We start from the raw sequence: 15,493 nt of genomic DNA, 5'->3' as shown, positions 1-15,493 counted from the left end.
GGCCGACCGGCTTGCGGCGCCGAACGCCCGGTCCCGAGCGACCGGCGGCAGGCTCGGCGCGCCCGGCGCCCGCGGTCAGACGGTGGCTGCGGGGCGAATCGCGTGGAGGACGCCCGACGGCTGGAATCGGCGGCGAGAATCGTCGGGGGAGCGGAAGCGACATTCGCGCCGGGCGGCTGAATTCCCGGTCCCGGCGCGAGCCATCGCGGGGACGTCCCCTGCTCCGTCGCGGCGGCGCAGCCCTCGTCGCCACGCTCCGCGACGCGCTCCGCTCAGGCCGCCATGCACACCGGCTCGCCGGTCAGGCGGCCTTGCAGCGCGTCGACGCCCAGCAGGCGCAGGCGGCGGGCGTCGGCGCGGCGCTCGACGCCCTCGGCGACCGTCATCGCGTCGAACTCCGCGGCGAGGGCCACCGCTTCGGCGACCTGGGCGTCGTGGGCGCAGAGCGCGGCGTCGAGCTTCAGCACGTCCGGGCGCAGAGCGCGGGCGGCCTCGGCGTCGGCGTGGCCGGCGCCGAAATCGTCCAGCGCGAAGGCCGCGCCGCGGGCGGCGACGCGGTCGCGGAAGGCGAGCGCGGCGGCGGGCACGGCCCGCGCCGTCTCGGTCAGTTCGACGATCAAGCGGCGCACGGCGTCGCCGTCGGCCTCGGCGGCCGCGTCCAGCAGCAGGCCCCAGCGCCGGTCGCCCACGCTCAGCGCCGAGACGTTGACCGAGATCCGCGCCCCCCGGTCCCGCCGCAGCAGCCCCAGCGCCAGCGCCAGCGCCGCCCGGTCGAGCGCGGGGGCGAGGCCCTGCCGCTCCAGCGCCTCGGCGAAACGGGAGGCGGGCAGCAGCGCGCCGTCGGGCGTCTCCACCCGCGCCAGCGCCTCGCGGAAGCACAGAAGGTCGGGCCGGGCGGCGGGGCGCACCGGCTGCAGGGCGAGGCGCAGCCGTCCCGCGCCCAGCGCCGCAGCCGCGATCTCGGCGTCGCGCGCGGGATCCTGCGCGCCCACGGGAGCGCCGCCGGCCGCGGCCGTCGCGCCGACCTCGTCGGAGCCTCCGTCCGCCCCGCGCTCTCCCGCAGGGGGCGTCCGGCCCCGGCCGCGCGGGTCGCGACGGCGGCCGTCGCCCGGCGGGCGGCCGGGCGGGCCCGTGCGATGTCGATCCGTCATCCCGGATCCCTCCCTCTCCGGCCCGGCGCGATCCCCAACGCGCGCTTTCGGCCGGCGCGATCATGTTCTACTTTTGTCCCGATTCGAGTCAAGCAGGAGTTCGCCCTATGGTTGATCGCTGCCCCTGGTGCGGGACCGATCCGCTCTACGTGGCCTACCACGACGAGGAATGGGGCGTCCCGGAGCGGGACGGCCGGGCCCTGTTCGAGAAGCTGATGCTGGACGGGTTCCAGGCGGGCCTCGCCTGGATCACCATCCTGCGCAAGCGCGACGCCTTCCGCGCCCGTTTCGAGGGGTTCGACCCCGAGCGGCTGGCGACCTGGGGGGAGCCCGAGATCGTCGCCGCCCTCGCCGATCCCGGCATCGTGCGCCACCGCGGCAAGATCGAGGCGACCATCGGCAACGCCCGCGCCTGGCTGGAGATCGAGGGCGAGCAGGGGTTCTCGCGCTTCCTGTGGGACTTCGTCGACGGCCGCCCGCTGCAGAACGACTTCCCCTCCATGGCCGACGTGCCGGCCGAGACGCCGCTCTCGCGCGAGGTCTCGAAGGCGCTGAAGGCGAAGGGCTTCCGCTTCTGCGGGCCGACCATCGTCTACGCCTTCATGCAGGCCACCGGCTTCGTGAACGACCACCTCGCCGGCTGCCCCCGTCACAAGGCCGTGGCCGGCATGGGCTGAGGGCGCATTTCGCCTCCCGGTCGCGGCGCGGATGCTGCTATCGTGCCGTCCGCGACAGGGAGGGGACGCTCATGGACGGCTACTTCGACATCGACGTCTATTCGCGGAAGGTCTCGACAGGCTCCGCCGAGGCGCAGCTGTGGTTCGACCGCGGGTTGATCTGGACCTACGGCTACAGCCACGAAGAAGCCATCGAATGCTTCAAGCGCGCGCTCGAGGCGGACCCGGACTGCGCCATGGCCTGGTGGGGCCTCGCCTACGCGCTGGGGCCCAACTACAACATGCCCTGGGTGCGCATGGACGCCGCGATGCGCGAGGCGCGCCTGGCCGAGGCCTTCGACGCGACGCAGGCCGCCATGGCCCGGCGCGACGGGCTGACCCCGCCCGAACGCGCGCTGATCGAGGCCCTGCCCGCCCGCTATCCCCAGCGCGCGCCGCTGCCCGACATGCGCGCCTGGGACGACGCCTACGCCGACGCGATGCGCGCCGCCCACGCCGCCCTGCCCGACGACCTGGAGGTGACCACGGTCTTCGCCGAGGCGATCATGAACCGCACGCCCTGGAAGATGTGGGACCTGCCCTCGGGCGAGGTCGCCCCCGGCGCCGGCACGACGGAGGCGCAGGCGGCGCTGGAGCGCGCGTTCGAGCGCGACCCCGCCGCCTGGGACCATCCCGGCCTGCTGCACCTCTACGTCCACCTGATGGAGATGTCGCCCTTCCCCGAAAAGGCGCTGAAGCAGGGCGACCGGCTGCGCGAACTGGTGCCCGACGCGGGCCACCTGATCCACATGCCGACCCATATCGACGTGCTGTGCGGCCACTATCGCGACGTGCTGCACTGGAACCTGAAGGCGATCGAGCGGGACCGGCTGTATTACGAGCGCCTCGGCCCCTACAACATCTACGCCGGCTACCGGCTGCACAACTATCACTTCGCCATCTACGGGGCGATGTTCCTGGGCCAGATGCAGCCCGCGCTCGACGCCTGCGAGGAGATGGTGGCGATCACGCCCCCCGACCTGCTCGAGATCCAGTCGCCCCCCATGGCCGACTATTTCGAGAGCTACCTCGGCATGAAGCCCCACATCCTCGTCCGCTTCGGCCGCTGGCGGGAGATCATCGCCGAACCGATGCCCGAACGCCCCGAGATCTGGCGGGTGCTGACCGCCTCCTGGCGCTACGCCAAGGGGGTGGCGCACGCGGCCCTGGGCGACGTGGCGGCGGCGGAGCGGGAGCAGGCGCTGTTCAAGGAGGCCTACGCCCAGGTCCCCGAAAGCCGGCTGATGCACAACAACCGCTGCGTCGACCAGCTCGCCATCGCCGAGGCGATGCTGGAGGGGGAGCTGGAATACCGCAAGGGCGCCTACGAGGCCGCCTTCGCCGCGCTTCGCCGCTCGGTCGAGCTGGACGACGGCCTGCCCTACGACGAGCCCTGGGGCTGGATGCAGCCCACCCGCCACGCGCTGGGCGCCCTGCTGCTGGAGCAGGGCCGGGTCGAGGAGGCCGAGGCCGCCTATCGCGAGGACCTCGGCCTGGGCCGGAAGCTGTCGCGCGCCTGCGTGCACCCCGACAACGTCTGGAGCCTGCGCGGCCTGATGCAGTGCCTGGAGAGGCGCGGCGCCGCCGACACCGCCGAGGGCAAGCTGATCCGCCAGCGCCTCGACCTCGCCGCGGCGCGGGCCGACATGCCGGTCAACGCCTCGTGCTTCTGCGCCCAGTCGGCGATGGCGGCGGGCTGAGCCTGCGGCGCGCGCCGGGTCCGGGAGGCGGCCCGGAGGGCCGTTTCGCGAAACGGTCGCGCGGACGTGAGCGGCGGGGGCGACGGGCGGCTTGCCTTCCCGCGCTGGAAGGTTCGATACCCTGCCCGACGCCCGGCCCATGCCGGGCTTCGATGCGTCCGCCGCGGCTCCGGCCCCGGCGGCGATCCGACGAGAGAGGACGCCCGATGACCCGTTTCGATCCCGCCCGCCGGACCCTGCTTCTGGCCGCCGCCGCCTCGGCCTTCGTCGCCGCCGCGCCGCGCGCCCGCGCCGCCGCCGCGCCGGCCCTGCACGTGATGAAGGATCCCGGCTGCGGCTGCTGCTCGGCCTGGGTCGAGGTGATGCAGGACGCGGGCTTCGAGGTCACGACCGAGGAGATGGGCAACGCCCTCCTCGTCCAGCGCAAGATCGTGCTGGGCATCCCCCAGCAGGCCGCCTCCTGCCACACCGGGGTGATCGAGGGCTACGTCGTCGAGGGCCACGTGCCCCCCGCCGACGTGCGCCGCCTGCTGGCCGAGCGGCCGGACGCCGTCGGCATCGCCACGCCCGGCATGCCCTACGGCTCCCCCGGCATGGGGCCGGAGAGCGAGCGCGAGGCCTACGACGTGGTCCTGATCGGCCGCGACGGCGCCCTCAGCCTGTGGTCGCGCTACGACGCTGCCTGATCCCGGGGCGGCCTGATCCCGGCGCGGCCCCCGGCGGGCCGGGGGCGGGCGCTCAGCCCTGAAGGCGGCGCCGGAGGAAATCGAGGATCGTGTCGGCCATCGGGCCGGCGACCTCGGGATCCATGTGGAAGTGGTGGTCGCCGGGCAGGTCGGCGCGCACGTAGTCCGCGATCAGCTCCGCCCCCAGCTTCGCGATCTCGGCCGAGCGCGGGCGCGCGGCGAGCGAGCCCTCCTCCGCCCAGATGTTGAGCACCGGGCAGCGGATCGCGCGCAGCAGCTCCTCGACCTGGGGGCGGGTGAGCTTCATGGCGGAGCTGGCGAACAGCCGCGAATCCCCGCGCAGCACGAACCCGTCCGCGGTCTTCTCCAGCGCCCGCCCGGCCAGCGCGCGGGAGCTTTCGGGCGAGTTGCCCTGCGCGCTGCGCCGGCGCACGTAGTCCTCGACGTCGACGAAGCGCCGGGGACCGCGGGCGGCCTGCTTCCGGGTCTCCTCGACGAAGGCGGCCAGCGTCTCGACCGCGTCGGCCTCGTGCGGATAGGGCGCGAGGGAATCGAGCGAGACCAGCGCCCGCACCCGATCGGGCATCGTGGCGGCGACGAGGCCCGAGATGATCGCCCCGCGCGAATGGCCCACCAGCACGCAGCTGCGCCAGCCCAGCTGCTCCAGCAGGCCCGCGATCTGGGGCAGGTCGTCCCAGATGTTGTAGGTGGCGTGCGCCGCGCGATGCCCGCTCAGCCCGTGGCCCGAGAGGTCGAGCGCGACCACCCGGCAGCCCTCGAGCCGCGGCGCGAGCTCCGCGAAGCTGCCGGCGTGGTCCATCCAGCCGTGCAGCGCCAGCACCGGAAGACCGCGCTCGGGTCCCCACTCGAGACCGGCGAAGCGCAGCCCGTCCACCTCCCAGCTCCGCTCCCGCGGGTCCGTCGCGCCGCCCATGTCCATTCGTGATCCTCGCGCTTGAAACGTCGGTCGTCTGCCGGAAGGCATAGAGCGCCGACCCGCGGGCCTCAAGCGCGAGGGGGCGCGCGCCTCAGGCGGCGGGGGCCACGGGGCGCCAGGCGGCGGCCTCCTCCGCCGGCGCGTCGAGGGCGTGGCGGGCGATGCGCTCGGCGAGGTCGGCGGCCCGGCGCAGCTCGGCGGGCTCGACCAGGTCGCGACGGTCGAGCGGAGTCAGCACCAGGCGCGCGGGCGCCGCGTGCTGGCCGAAGCCGGCGACGAGGCGGAAGGCGGGAATGCCGGCCTTCGCGAAATTTGCGTGGTCCGAGTTCGCCTGGAACGGGCGGTGCAGGCGCAGGGCGATCCCCTCCGCCTCGGCGGCGGCGAGCAGCATCGGCTCGATCCCCGCAGCCCCGCAGGTCAGCGCCGCGAGCCCCCCGTCGGGCCCCGCCCCGCCCACCGGCGAGTCGAGGTTGATCGCCACCGCGATGCGCGCGCGCTCGGCCTCCGACAGGGCGGCGAGGTGCAGGGCCGAGCCGGTCAGCGCCCATTCCTCGGCGTTGAAGAAGGCGAGCGTCAGCCCCCGCCGCCAGCCGCCCGCCGGCCGGTCCGCGCAGAGCCGTCGCGCCGCCTCCAGCGCCGCGGCGAGGCCCGAGGCGTTGTCGATCGCGCTCTCGCCCAGGTCGTGGCCGTCGATATGGGCGGTCAGCACCACCCGTTCGTCGGTTCGTCCCGGCAGGTCGAAGAACAGGTTCTCGGCCGAGGCCGGCGCCTCCTCGACGCTCAGGGACATCCGCGCCCGGGGGCGGCCCGCGGCGCGGCGGGCGAGGGCCCGGGCCGCTTCGGGCGAAATGCCGAAGGCGGGGATGCCCGGCTCGTCCCCGCCGCGGCCGGAGGAGCCGGCGACGCAGCCGCCCTCGGCCGGGCCCGCGATCAGGAAGCCCACGGCGCCGGCCTCGACCGCGGCGCGGTACTTGATGCGGCGATGGATGGTGCCGGGATTGAACATCAGCTCATGGCGCACCAGCACGATGCGGCCGGCGATCTCGTCCGCATGGGCGGCGAAGCTCTCGGGCTCGCCGCGGCCGAGGTCGATCACCTCGGCCTCGACCTCGCCCGGCGCGCTGCGCACCAGCGGATGGGCGGGCAGCGCCGCGCCGTCGGGCCCGGTCAGCGCGCAGGCGAGCGGGCGCCAGCCGGCGTAGTCGAACGCCTCCGCCCGCGCCTCGACGCCCGTCGCCTCGCGCCCCAGCGCCTTCAGCAGCGCCGTCGCCGCGCGCTCGGAGGGCGTGCCGCACAGCCGGCCCCCGGTGTCGCAGATCGCGGCGAAGGCGCGGTCGAGGAAGGCGGCGTCGGTCATGCATCGGTCTCCGGAGGGGCGGGGGAAAGGGGGGCGGCCTCGGCCGGCGGCGGCGCGCGGTCCGACAGACGCCGCTCGATCAGCGCCATCAGCTCCTCGGCCAGCGGCGTGGGCGAGGTCGAGGCGCGGCGGAACACGCCGATCTCGTAGCGCAGGGAGGGGCGGAACGGCCGCGCCACCAGTCCCAGCGAGGCGAAGGTGCGCGCCGACCAGGCGTCGACCACCGCCACGCCCGCGCCGGCGGCGACCAGGCCGCAGATCGCGGCGAAGAACTCGCTCTCGATCGCGGGCGCGTAGTCGAGCCCGCATTCCACGAACAGCTCGCGCACCCGGTGGCCGATCAGGCGACGCTCGGACATGCCCACCAGCGGGTGGCCCGCCATCTCGGCCGGGCCGATGAAGGGCGCCTCGGCCAGCGGGTGGCCGGCGGGGACGATGGCCACGCAGTCGGCGGCGTGGCGGCGGATCTCGACGCCCTGCACATGGATCGGCCATTCGGCGACCGCGATGTCCACGGCGCCCGCCTCGAAGGCGGCGGCGACCTCCTCGGAGGTGCGGTTGAGCATCACGATCCGCGCGTCGGGCCGGCGGGCGCGAAGCTGGGCCACCACCTCGGGCAGCAGCGAGATCGAGGCGGAGGGGTGGCCCGCGACGACCAGCGTCTCGGTCTCGCCCGAGCGGATGTCGCGCGCGGCCTGCTCGAGGCGCTCCAGCGCGCCCAGCGCGGTGCGGATCTCCTCGTAGAAGCGGCGGCCGCGGAAGGTGATCGCCAGGCGGCCGCCGGAGCGCTCGAACAGCTCGAACCCGGCGTGCGCCTCCAGCCGCGCGATCTGGGCGCTGACCGCCGGCTGGGTCACGCCCAGCAGCCGGGCGGCCCCGGTGACCGATCCGGCCTCGACGACGGTGCGGAACGCCTCCAGCAAGCGCGGATCGAGGGTCATTCAAAATCCTTATGGCCAGATTTCCATTGTAGGCAGGCAAAAATTTATCCTTGCTGGCATAGGTCGGTCAATGCATAACGACTCGTGATGACCAATGAATCAGCAGCGAGTCCCGCCCGAATGCATCCGACGGAAGCACCCGCCCTGCCCCTGATCGAAACGCGGGCTATCACGAAGCGGTTCGGCGAGAACACGGTCCTGCGCGACGTCACCATGGGCGTGCAGAGCGGAGAGGTGGTCTGCGTCGTCGGCCCCTCGGGCTCGGGCAAGACCACGCTGCTGCGAAGCCTCGCCCTGCTCGAGACGCCCTCGGAAGGCGAGATCCGCATGGACGGCGCGATCATCGCCTCGGGCGCGCCCTCGCGCGCCGTGAGCCGGGCCGCCCGGGCGGTGCGCTCGGACATCGGCATGGTCTTCCAGCACTTCAATCTGTGGCCGCACATGAGCGTGCTGGGCAACGTGATCGAGGCGCCGATGCGCGCCCGCGGCCTGCCCCGCGCCCAGGCGGTGGAGGAGGCCGAGGCGCTGCTCGCCAAGGTCGGCCTCTCCGACAAGCGCGACGCCAGCCCCAAGCGCCTGTCCGGCGGTCAGCAGCAGCGCGTCGCGATCGCCCGCGCGCTGGCGATGAAGCCCCGGCTGATGCTGTTCGACGAGGCGACCTCGGCGCTCGACCCCGAGCTGAAGGCCGAGGTCCTGGCGGTGATGCGCCAGCTCGCGGAGGAGGGCATGACCATGCTCGCCGTCACCCACGAGATGAGCTTCGCCCGCCGCGCCTGCACCCGCGTCATCTTCATGGACGCGGGCGAGATCGTCGAGGAAGGCGCGCCTGCGAGCTTCTTCGACGCCCCCAAGACGGAACGCGCCGCCCGCTTCCTCGCCCGGCTCGAGGACTGAGCCGCCGAAGACGCCCCCCTCCTCCCCCCTCCCTTCCCTGCAACGGAGCCGACCCATGAAGCAGATCCTGAAGACGGCCCTCGCCGCCCTCGTCGCCGCCGGCGGGTTCGCCGCCGCGCAGCCCGCCGCCGCGCAGCAGACGGACTCGCGCCTCTACCGCGTCACCTCCTCGGGCACGCTGCGCGTGTGCCAGTACCCGAACTACTACGCGATCTCCTACCGCAACCCGCAGACCAGCGAGATCGAGGGCATCGACGCGGACCTCTCGAAGGAGCTCGCCAAGGAGCTGGGCGTGGAGCTCGAGATCGTCGAGAGCTCCTTCGGCACCTTCATCGCCGACCTGCAGGCCGACAAATGCGAGATCGGCATGTTCGGCATCGGCGCCACCCTGCAGCGCGCGCAGGCGGTGGCCTTCTCGGATCCCTACCTCGTCTCCTCGATCTACGCGGTGACCAAGAAGGGCGGGCCGATCCAGGCCTGGGAGGACATCGACAAGGAGGGCGTGCGCGTCGTCGTCACGCTGGGCTCCTACATCGAGCCCTTCATGCGCGGCTACCTCAAGAACGCCGAGCTGGTCACCGTGGCCCCGCCCGCCTCGCGCGAAGGCGAGGTGATCGCCGGGCGCGCCGACGTGCTGATGACCGACTACCCAACCTCGGTGAAGCTCGCCTCGCTGTTCGACTGGACCCACACGATCGAGCCCGACGGCGCGCTGCGCCCGACGCCCTATTCCTACGTGGTCCCGCAGGGCGACCAGATCTGGCTGAACTACATCAACCTGTTCGTGTCGACCATCAAGCTGGACGGCCGCCTGCAGCAGTTCGCCGAGAAGAACGAGCTGGGCCCGATCGTGGCCCCCTGACGCGGCGCCGGCGGGCGGCCCCGGCCGCCCGTCCCCCGCCCCCTCGCGCCCCGCGACCGCCGCGCCCTTCGCGGCGAACCCCGAACCCGGAGAGGCCGCCGAATGGGCGACTACAGCTTCCGGTGGGACGTCATTCCCGCCAACATCGACTTCCTGATGAGCGGCCTGCAGCAGACGCTGCTGATCTCGGCCATCACGCTGGCGCTGGCGCTGGTCGGCGGCCTGGTGATCGCGCTGCTGGACCTGTCGCCCTTCCGCGTCCTGCGCCTGATCGGCCTGAGCGTGGGCGAGGTGATCCGCAACACCCCGATCCTCGTGCAGCTGCTGTGGGTCTACTACGTCATGCCCATCACGCTGGGCATCAACCTCGACGCCTGGACGGCGCTGGTAATCGGCCTGTCGCTCTACGCCTCGGCCTTCATCGCCGAGGCCTACCGCGCCGGCATCCAGTCGGTGCCCGTCGGCCACCGCGAGGCGGCGCAGGTGCTGGGCCTGACGCCCCTGCAGACCTTCGTGCGCATCACCATGCCCCAGGCCGTGCGCATGACCCTGCCGCCGCTGGCCGCGAACTTCGTGCAGCTGATCAAGTACTCCTCGCTGGGCTCGGTCATCTCGGTGGGCGAGATCACCCGGCGCGGCATGGAGCTGTCGTCCTCGATCTTCCGCCCGCTGGAGATCTTCACCTTCATCGCGGTCGTCTACTTCCTGATCTGCTGGCCGCTGGCCATGGCGATCCGGGTGTGGGAGCGTCGGCTCTCCCGCCGCTGAGACGCTCGACCGACCGCCGCCTTCCTCGTCCATCCCGGCCCCGGGGCCGGCGCCCCTCTCGGGCGCCGCCGGGCGCCGGCCGCCCTGCCCCACCCGCCGCCCCGCGGCGGCCGCCTTGCCCAGACGCCGCCCGCGCGCCCTGCGCCGGCCGCCACGGAACCCGGACCATGCCCCTCGAAGACCTGCCCGACGCCGACCTCTTCCGCGGCCCGCCGACCTTCATGTCGGCCCCCTTCTCCACCGACGCCCGCGGCGCGCAGGCCGCGATCCTGGGCTGCCCCTTCGACTGCGGCATCCACCCGTTCCGCATCGGCTCGCGCCAGGGGCCGGAGGCGATCCGTGCCCAGTCCGCCCTCGTGCGCCGCTACGACAGCGAGCGCGCCGACCTCGACGTGATCGCCGAGATGGGCGTGGTCGACGCGGGCGACGTGATCCTGACCCCCTCGCGCATCGAGGAGAGCTTCGCCGCGATGGAGGAGGCCGCCTTCCGCCTCGCCTCCCAAGGCGCGGCGCCGGTGGGCTTCGGAGGCGACGGCTCGGTCTCGCTGCCGCTGGTGCGGGCGGCCTCGCGGGTGCATCCGGGGCTGGCGGTGCTGCATATCGACAGCCACACCGACGCCTATCCCATCGACCCCGCCTATCCCATCGACCCCTCCACCCAGTTCACCCACGTGGCGCTGGAGCAGCGGGCGCTGGCGGGCCTGTCCTGGCACCTCGGGCTGCGGGGCACGACGATCCGCTCGGGCGCCCACGCCCATGCGCGGGAGCTGGGCTACAACACCCTGACGCTGGCCCAGTTCCTGGAGCGGGGACAGGACGACGTGGTGGCCGAGCTGAAGGCGACGCTGGGCGACCGGCCCGTCTATCTGTCGTGGGACATGGACGTCTTCGACCCCTCCTGCGCGCCGGGCGTGTGCACGCCGGTCTGGGGGGGCCTGAACTCGCGCGAGGGGCTGGGCCTGCTGAAGGCGCTGGATGGGCTGAACATCGTGGCCGCAGACGTGAACACGGTCAGCCCCCCGCAGGACGTGAACGGCATGACCGCCTTCCTCGCCGCCGCGGTGACCTTCGAGATCCTGATGCTGATCCGCTCCGCCCGCGCCCGCCTGCCCGGGGCCGGCGCATGAGCGCCCGCGACCTGCCGGGCGCCGCCGGGGACGCGCCCGACGCCCGCGACGGCGCCGCGACGCGCGCCTGGATGGCCGCCCGCGCGCCCGAGATGGCCGCGCGCACGGCCGAGCTGGTGCGCATCGACAGCCAGACCCCCCCCTCGGCCACCCGCCCGATGGCCGAGGCCTGCGCCGCCCTGATGGCCGACCTGCCCGGCGTGGAGATCGAGTTCCACGAGGCGCAGGCCCCGGTGACCAACCTGCTGGCCGTCCTCCCCGGCGCCCGGCCGGGGCGGCGGCTGGTGCTGAACGGCCATCTCGACACCTACCCGATCGGCGACGCCGCCCGCTGGACCCGCGCGGCCCTGGGCGGCGAGATCGCGGACGGGCTGCTCTACGGCCGCGGCTCGGCCGACATGAAGGGCGGGCTGATCGCGATGATCGAGGCCGCCCGCCTGCTCGCCGCCCGCCCCTTCGCCGGCGAGATCGCGCTGGTCTTCGGCGGCGACGAGGAGCGGATGGGCGAGCTCGGGACCCAGGCGATGATCGACGACCTGCCCCGCGCCCGCGGCGACGGGGTGATCGTGGCCGACGCCGGCGGCCCCCGCGCCGTGCGGCTGGGCGAGAAGGGGATGCTCTGGCTGGAGCTTTCCACGCAGGGCCGCGCCGCCCACGGCGCCCATGTCCACGCCGGCGACAACGCCGCCGACCGGATGCTCGACGCGCTGGTCGCCCTGCGGGGCCTCGAGGCCCTGCCCCTGCAGGAGCCGGCCGAGGCCGCGCGCATCCTCGACGCCGCCGCAGCCCACCCCGGCGCCGACGGGCCCGAGGCGCGCCGAACCATGCGCCGTCTGACCGTCAACCTCGGGCGGATCGAGGCCGGAACCTCGGCCAACCTGGTGCCCGGCGCGGCCCGCGCCGCCTGCGACGTGCGCATCCCCGTGGGTCTTTCGACCGCCGAGGTCGAGGCGGAGGCGCGCCGCCTGCTCGCCCCCCACGACGTCGCGCTCGAGATCGTGCGCCGCTACGAGCCCACCTGGACCCCCGCCGGCAGCCCCATCGCGCGGGCCTGCCTGGAGGGGACGGCGGCCGCGCTGGGCGACGCCTGGCACGACGGGCGCATCGGCGGCTCCGACGCCCGGCTGTGGCGGCGCGCGGGGTTCGAGACGGTCGCCATGGGCCTGACGCCCCGCAACCTCGGCGGCCCCGACGAGGCGCTGGAGGTGAGCGAGCTCGCCGACCTCGCCGCCGCCATCGCCGCCTCCGCCGCGCGCTTCCTCGAGGGCTAGGCCCCGGGGGGCGGGGCCGCGGACGCCTCCGCCGCCCCCTCGCCCCGCCGCCGAAACGATCCGGCGGCGGGACCGCCCTGCACGGACGCGCTGGCGCCCGGATCCGCGCACTCCGGGTCCCGCATCGGAAGCGGCTCTCCCGCGGCCCCGGCCGCCTGTGTTCAGCGCAGGTGCAGCCTCCGCTCATCCCAAGCTCACGTTGACGTAACGTTGTTGCGCCCCGCAACCGGCGGACGCGTCGCAAGGCTTGACCGGCAACCCAAGGGCGATTTCCATGGAGGCGTCCCCGGGGGATTCCGTTTCCGGCGCGCCGCGCCGCCCCCGGGACGCGGGAGCGCTCTCCCGCCGTCAGAGGCCGAAAACGGCCCGACGACGCCCGCCGCGGAATGCGGGCGCGACAGCCCGAGGAAACGCCATGTCTTTCACCAAACCTGATCTCGACGTCATCGTCGTGGGGGCCGGATTCGCCGGCCTCTACATGCTCCACCGCCTGCGCTCGCGCGGGGTCTCGGTGCAGGTGCTGGAATCCGCCGACGGGGTGGGCGGCACCTGGTACTGGAACCGCTATCCGGGGGCGCGCTGCGACATCCTCTCGGTCGACTACTCCTACAGCTTCGACAAGGACCTGCAGACCGACTGGACCTGGTCCGAGCGCTACGCGAAGCAGTCCGAGATCCTCGCCTATCTCAACCACGTCGCCGACCGCTTCGACCTGCGCCGCGACATCCGCTTCGAGACCCGCGTGGCCGAGGCCGCCTGGGACGACGCCGCCGGCCTGTGGCGCATCACGACCGAGGCCGGGGACGTCCTGACCTGCCGCCACTACATCATGGCCACCGGCTGCCTCTCGGTCCCCAAGGAGAACGAGTTCGACGGCATCGAGGCCTTCGAGGGCGAGGTCTACTCGACCGGCCGCTGGCCGCACCACGCGGTCGACTTCGCCGGCAAGCGGGTCGGGGTGATCGGCACCGGCTCCTCCGGCATCCAGGCGATCCCGGAGATCGCCAAGCAGGCCAGGTCGGTGACCGTGTTCCAGCGGACCCCCAACTTCTCGATCCCCGCCCGCCACGGCCCCGTCTCCGACGAGCGGATCGCCGCCTTCAAGGCCGACCCCGACGCCTACCGCGAGGCCGCGCGCTGGTCGAAGCTGGGCGTGCCCGGCCCCGTCTCGATGGAGCAGACGAAGACCGTATCCGAAGACGAGCGCCGCCGCCGCTACGAGCATGTCTGGCGGACCGGAGAGCTTCAGCCGATGTTCGCCCAGTTCGCCGACACGCTGTTCGACAAGGCCGCCAACGACACGATGGTCGCCTTCATGCACGAGAAGATCCGCGAGATCGTGGACGACCCCGCGACCGCGGACGCCCTGTGCCCGACCGACCATCCCATCGCCTCGAAGCGCCCCTGCCTCGACGACGGCTACTACGCCGCGTTCAACCTGCCCCACGTGTCGCTGGTGGACCTGCGCAAGGACCCGATCGAGGGCGTCGCCGCGACCGGGGTGCGGACCCGCAGCGGCCTGCACGAGTTCGACGTGATCGTGCTCGCCACCGGGTTCGACGCGATGACCGGCGCGGTGGTGCGGGTGAACATCAAGGGCCGCGACGGGCTGAGCCTGAAGGAGAAATGGGCCGACGGCCCGCAGACCTGCATGGGCCTGATGACCGCGGGCTTCCCCAACCTGTTCCTGATCACCGGGCCGGGCAGCCCCTCGGTCCTGTCCAACATGGCCGTCTCGATCGAGCAGCACGTGGAGCTGGTGGACGACCTGCTGGCCGACATGGCGGCGAAGGGGCGCGAGGTGGTCGAACCCTCGAAGGCCGCAGAGGCCGCCTGGACCCGCTACAACGACGACGCGGGGAACCTGACGCTGCACGTCACCGCGAACAGCTGGTACATGGGCGCCAACGTGCCGGGCAAGCCGCGGCGCTTCCTGCCCTTCATCGGAGGCGTGGACGCCTATCGCCGCGCCTGCGAGGACATGAAGGCGGGCGACTGGATCGGGCTGAACTTCCGCGGCGAGGCCGGCGAGCGGGTCGACGAGCGGATCGTACGCCCCTTCCGGCCCGACGTGACCGCGCTGCTCGAGGCGATGGCCGAGGCGGGCCTGCCGCCCCTGCACACGCTTCCCCCGGAGGCGCTTCGCGCGACCATGACCGCCATCGGCGAGCAGTCGCCCAAGGGCCCCGAGGTCGGCGAGGTCGTGGACGGGACCTTCCCCGGCGCCGACGGCGCGCCGCTGCGCCATCGCCTCTACCGCCCCGCCACGCCGGGTCCGCATCCGCTGGTCCTCTATTTCCACGGCGGCGGCTGGGTGATCGGCTCCGAGGTCTCGGACGACGCCTTCTGCCGGGATCTCTGCGTGCGCTCGAACGCGGTGATCGTCTCCTGCGACTACCGTCACGCGCCCGAGGCCCGGTTCCCCGCCGCGGTCGACGACGCGCTGGCGGCGCTGGCTTGGATCGGGGCGCAGGCGGAGGCGCTGGGCGGCGCGCCCGGCAAGCTCGCGGTCGCGGGCTGGAGCGCGGGCGGCAACCTCGCGGCGGTCTGCGCCCAGCACGCGCGCGACCACGGCGGGCCGGCCCTGTCGGGGCAGCTCCTGGTGACGCCGGTGACGGACAGCGACTTCTCGCGCCCCTCCTACGCCGACAACGCCGCCGGTCCGGTCCTGACGCGGGAGCTGATGGACTATTTCTGGGACCACTACGTCGACGAGGCCGACCGCAGGGACCCCCGCGTCGCCCCGATCCGCGCGACGTCGCTGGCGGGCCTGCCGCCGGCGATGGTCGTGGTCTCGGAGTTCGATCCCCTGCGCGACGAGGGCATCGCCTACGCCGAGGCGATGAAGGCCGCCGGCGTGCCCACCACCCTGCTGGTCGGGCGGGGCCACATCCACACCTCCTACTCGGCGGTGGACGTGATCCTGTCGGGCGCCGAGGTCCGCGCCCGCATGGCCGAGGCGCTTGGCGGCTTCTTCGAGGCGCGCCGCCACGCCGCCGAGTGACGGCGCGAGACGCGGGAAGGGGCGGCGCGGCCGCCCCCTCTCCCCCTGCGAGGGGAGCCGACCCTCGCCCCCGGCCGCC

Annotated in this window: 13 protein-coding genes; 9 read left to right on the top strand and 4 right to left on the bottom strand. The window is 73.8% G+C overall.

What is annotated here, in order from left to right; translation table 11 throughout:
- Nucleotides 1–272 precede the first annotated feature (272 nt).
- Nucleotides 273–992: an EAL domain-containing protein gene (locus P2H44_RS16645; protein ID WP_275765148.1), complete on the bottom strand. Its 720-nt coding sequence runs from the start codon at nucleotides 990–992 to the stop codon at nucleotides 273–275.
- A gap of 266 nt (nucleotides 993–1,258) precedes the next feature.
- On the opposite strand from P2H44_RS16645, the gene P2H44_RS16640 reads away from it, so the two are divergent.
- The 3 genes from P2H44_RS16640 (at nucleotide 1,259) to P2H44_RS16630 (ending at nucleotide 4,253) form a co-directional block, all read left to right on the top strand.
- The gene (locus P2H44_RS16640) at nucleotides 1,259–1,828 is read left to right on the top strand and encodes a DNA-3-methyladenine glycosylase I (RefSeq protein WP_275765146.1); all 570 of its coding nucleotides are present in this window, start codon (nucleotides 1,259–1,261) and stop codon (nucleotides 1,826–1,828) included.
- Between the two features lie 71 nt (nucleotides 1,829–1,899).
- Nucleotides 1,900–3,567, top strand: coding sequence for a tetratricopeptide repeat protein (locus P2H44_RS16635; RefSeq protein WP_275765143.1), 1,668 nt, complete (start codon nucleotides 1,900–1,902; stop codon nucleotides 3,565–3,567).
- 206 nt (nucleotides 3,568–3,773) lie between these two features.
- The gene (locus tag P2H44_RS16630) at nucleotides 3,774–4,253 is read left to right on the top strand and encodes a DUF411 domain-containing protein (protein ID WP_275765141.1); all 480 of its coding nucleotides are present in this window, start codon (nucleotides 3,774–3,776) and stop codon (nucleotides 4,251–4,253) included.
- Nucleotides 4,254–4,305: 52 nt separating this feature from the next.
- Here P2H44_RS16630 and P2H44_RS16625 read toward each other — a convergent pair whose 3' ends face one another.
- The 3 genes from P2H44_RS16625 to P2H44_RS16615 all read right to left on the bottom strand — a co-directional run bounded on the left by P2H44_RS16625 (nucleotide 4,306) and on the right by P2H44_RS16615 (nucleotide 7,488).
- A complete protein-coding gene (locus tag P2H44_RS16625) occupies nucleotides 4,306–5,193 on the bottom strand; it encodes an alpha/beta fold hydrolase (protein WP_275765139.1) in 888 nt (295 codons plus the stop codon).
- 88 nt (nucleotides 5,194–5,281) lie between these two features.
- Nucleotides 5,282–6,547 carry a M28 family peptidase gene (locus P2H44_RS16620; protein WP_275765137.1) on the bottom strand — a complete coding sequence of 422 codons (1,266 nt, stop codon included), beginning with the start codon at nucleotides 6,545–6,547 and terminating at the stop codon, nucleotides 5,282–5,284.
- On the bottom strand, nucleotides 6,544–7,488 hold the full coding sequence (locus P2H44_RS16615; protein ID WP_275765134.1) for a LysR family transcriptional regulator: 945 nt from the start codon (nucleotides 7,486–7,488) through the stop codon (nucleotides 6,544–6,546). The genes P2H44_RS16620 and P2H44_RS16615 overlap by 4 nt, the downstream gene beginning before the upstream one ends.
- Before the next feature lie 120 nt (nucleotides 7,489–7,608).
- Between P2H44_RS16615 and P2H44_RS16610 the strand changes: the two genes are divergently transcribed.
- From P2H44_RS16610 to P2H44_RS16585, 6 genes are all read left to right on the top strand, one after another.
- Entirely contained in the window at nucleotides 7,609–8,382 is a 774-nt protein-coding gene (locus tag P2H44_RS16610; RefSeq protein ID WP_275765132.1) for an amino acid ABC transporter ATP-binding protein, read from the top strand.
- A gap of 55 nt (nucleotides 8,383–8,437) precedes the next feature.
- Nucleotides 8,438–9,244: a transporter substrate-binding domain-containing protein gene (locus P2H44_RS16605; RefSeq protein WP_275765130.1), complete on the top strand. Its 807-nt coding sequence runs from the start codon at nucleotides 8,438–8,440 to the stop codon at nucleotides 9,242–9,244.
- 102 nt (nucleotides 9,245–9,346) lie between these two features.
- The gene (locus tag P2H44_RS16600; protein ID WP_275765128.1) at nucleotides 9,347–10,012 is read left to right on the top strand and encodes an amino acid ABC transporter permease; all 666 of its coding nucleotides are present in this window, start codon (nucleotides 9,347–9,349) and stop codon (nucleotides 10,010–10,012) included.
- 167 nt (nucleotides 10,013–10,179) lie between these two features.
- The gene (locus tag P2H44_RS16595) at nucleotides 10,180–11,139 is read left to right on the top strand and encodes an arginase family protein (RefSeq protein WP_275765126.1); all 960 of its coding nucleotides are present in this window, start codon (nucleotides 10,180–10,182) and stop codon (nucleotides 11,137–11,139) included.
- Complete coding sequence (locus tag P2H44_RS16590) at nucleotides 11,136–12,410, top strand: M20/M25/M40 family metallo-hydrolase (RefSeq protein ID WP_275765124.1); 1,275 nt, start codon at nucleotides 11,136–11,138, stop codon at nucleotides 12,408–12,410. Before P2H44_RS16595 ends, P2H44_RS16590 begins: the two co-directional genes overlap by 4 nt.
- Before the next feature lie 415 nt (nucleotides 12,411–12,825).
- Nucleotides 12,826–15,414: a flavin-containing monooxygenase gene (locus tag P2H44_RS16585; protein WP_275765122.1), complete on the top strand. Its 2,589-nt coding sequence runs from the start codon at nucleotides 12,826–12,828 to the stop codon at nucleotides 15,412–15,414.
- The last annotated feature ends 79 nt before the right edge of the window (nucleotides 15,415–15,493 follow it).

Source organism: Albimonas marina (assembly GCF_029223255.1).
In the GTDB taxonomy this organism is placed as follows: domain Bacteria; phylum Pseudomonadota; class Alphaproteobacteria; order Rhodobacterales; family Rhodobacteraceae; genus Albimonas.
The sequence above is the reverse complement of the archived record's forward strand: the minus strand, read 5'-3'. Positions and strand labels throughout refer to the sequence as shown.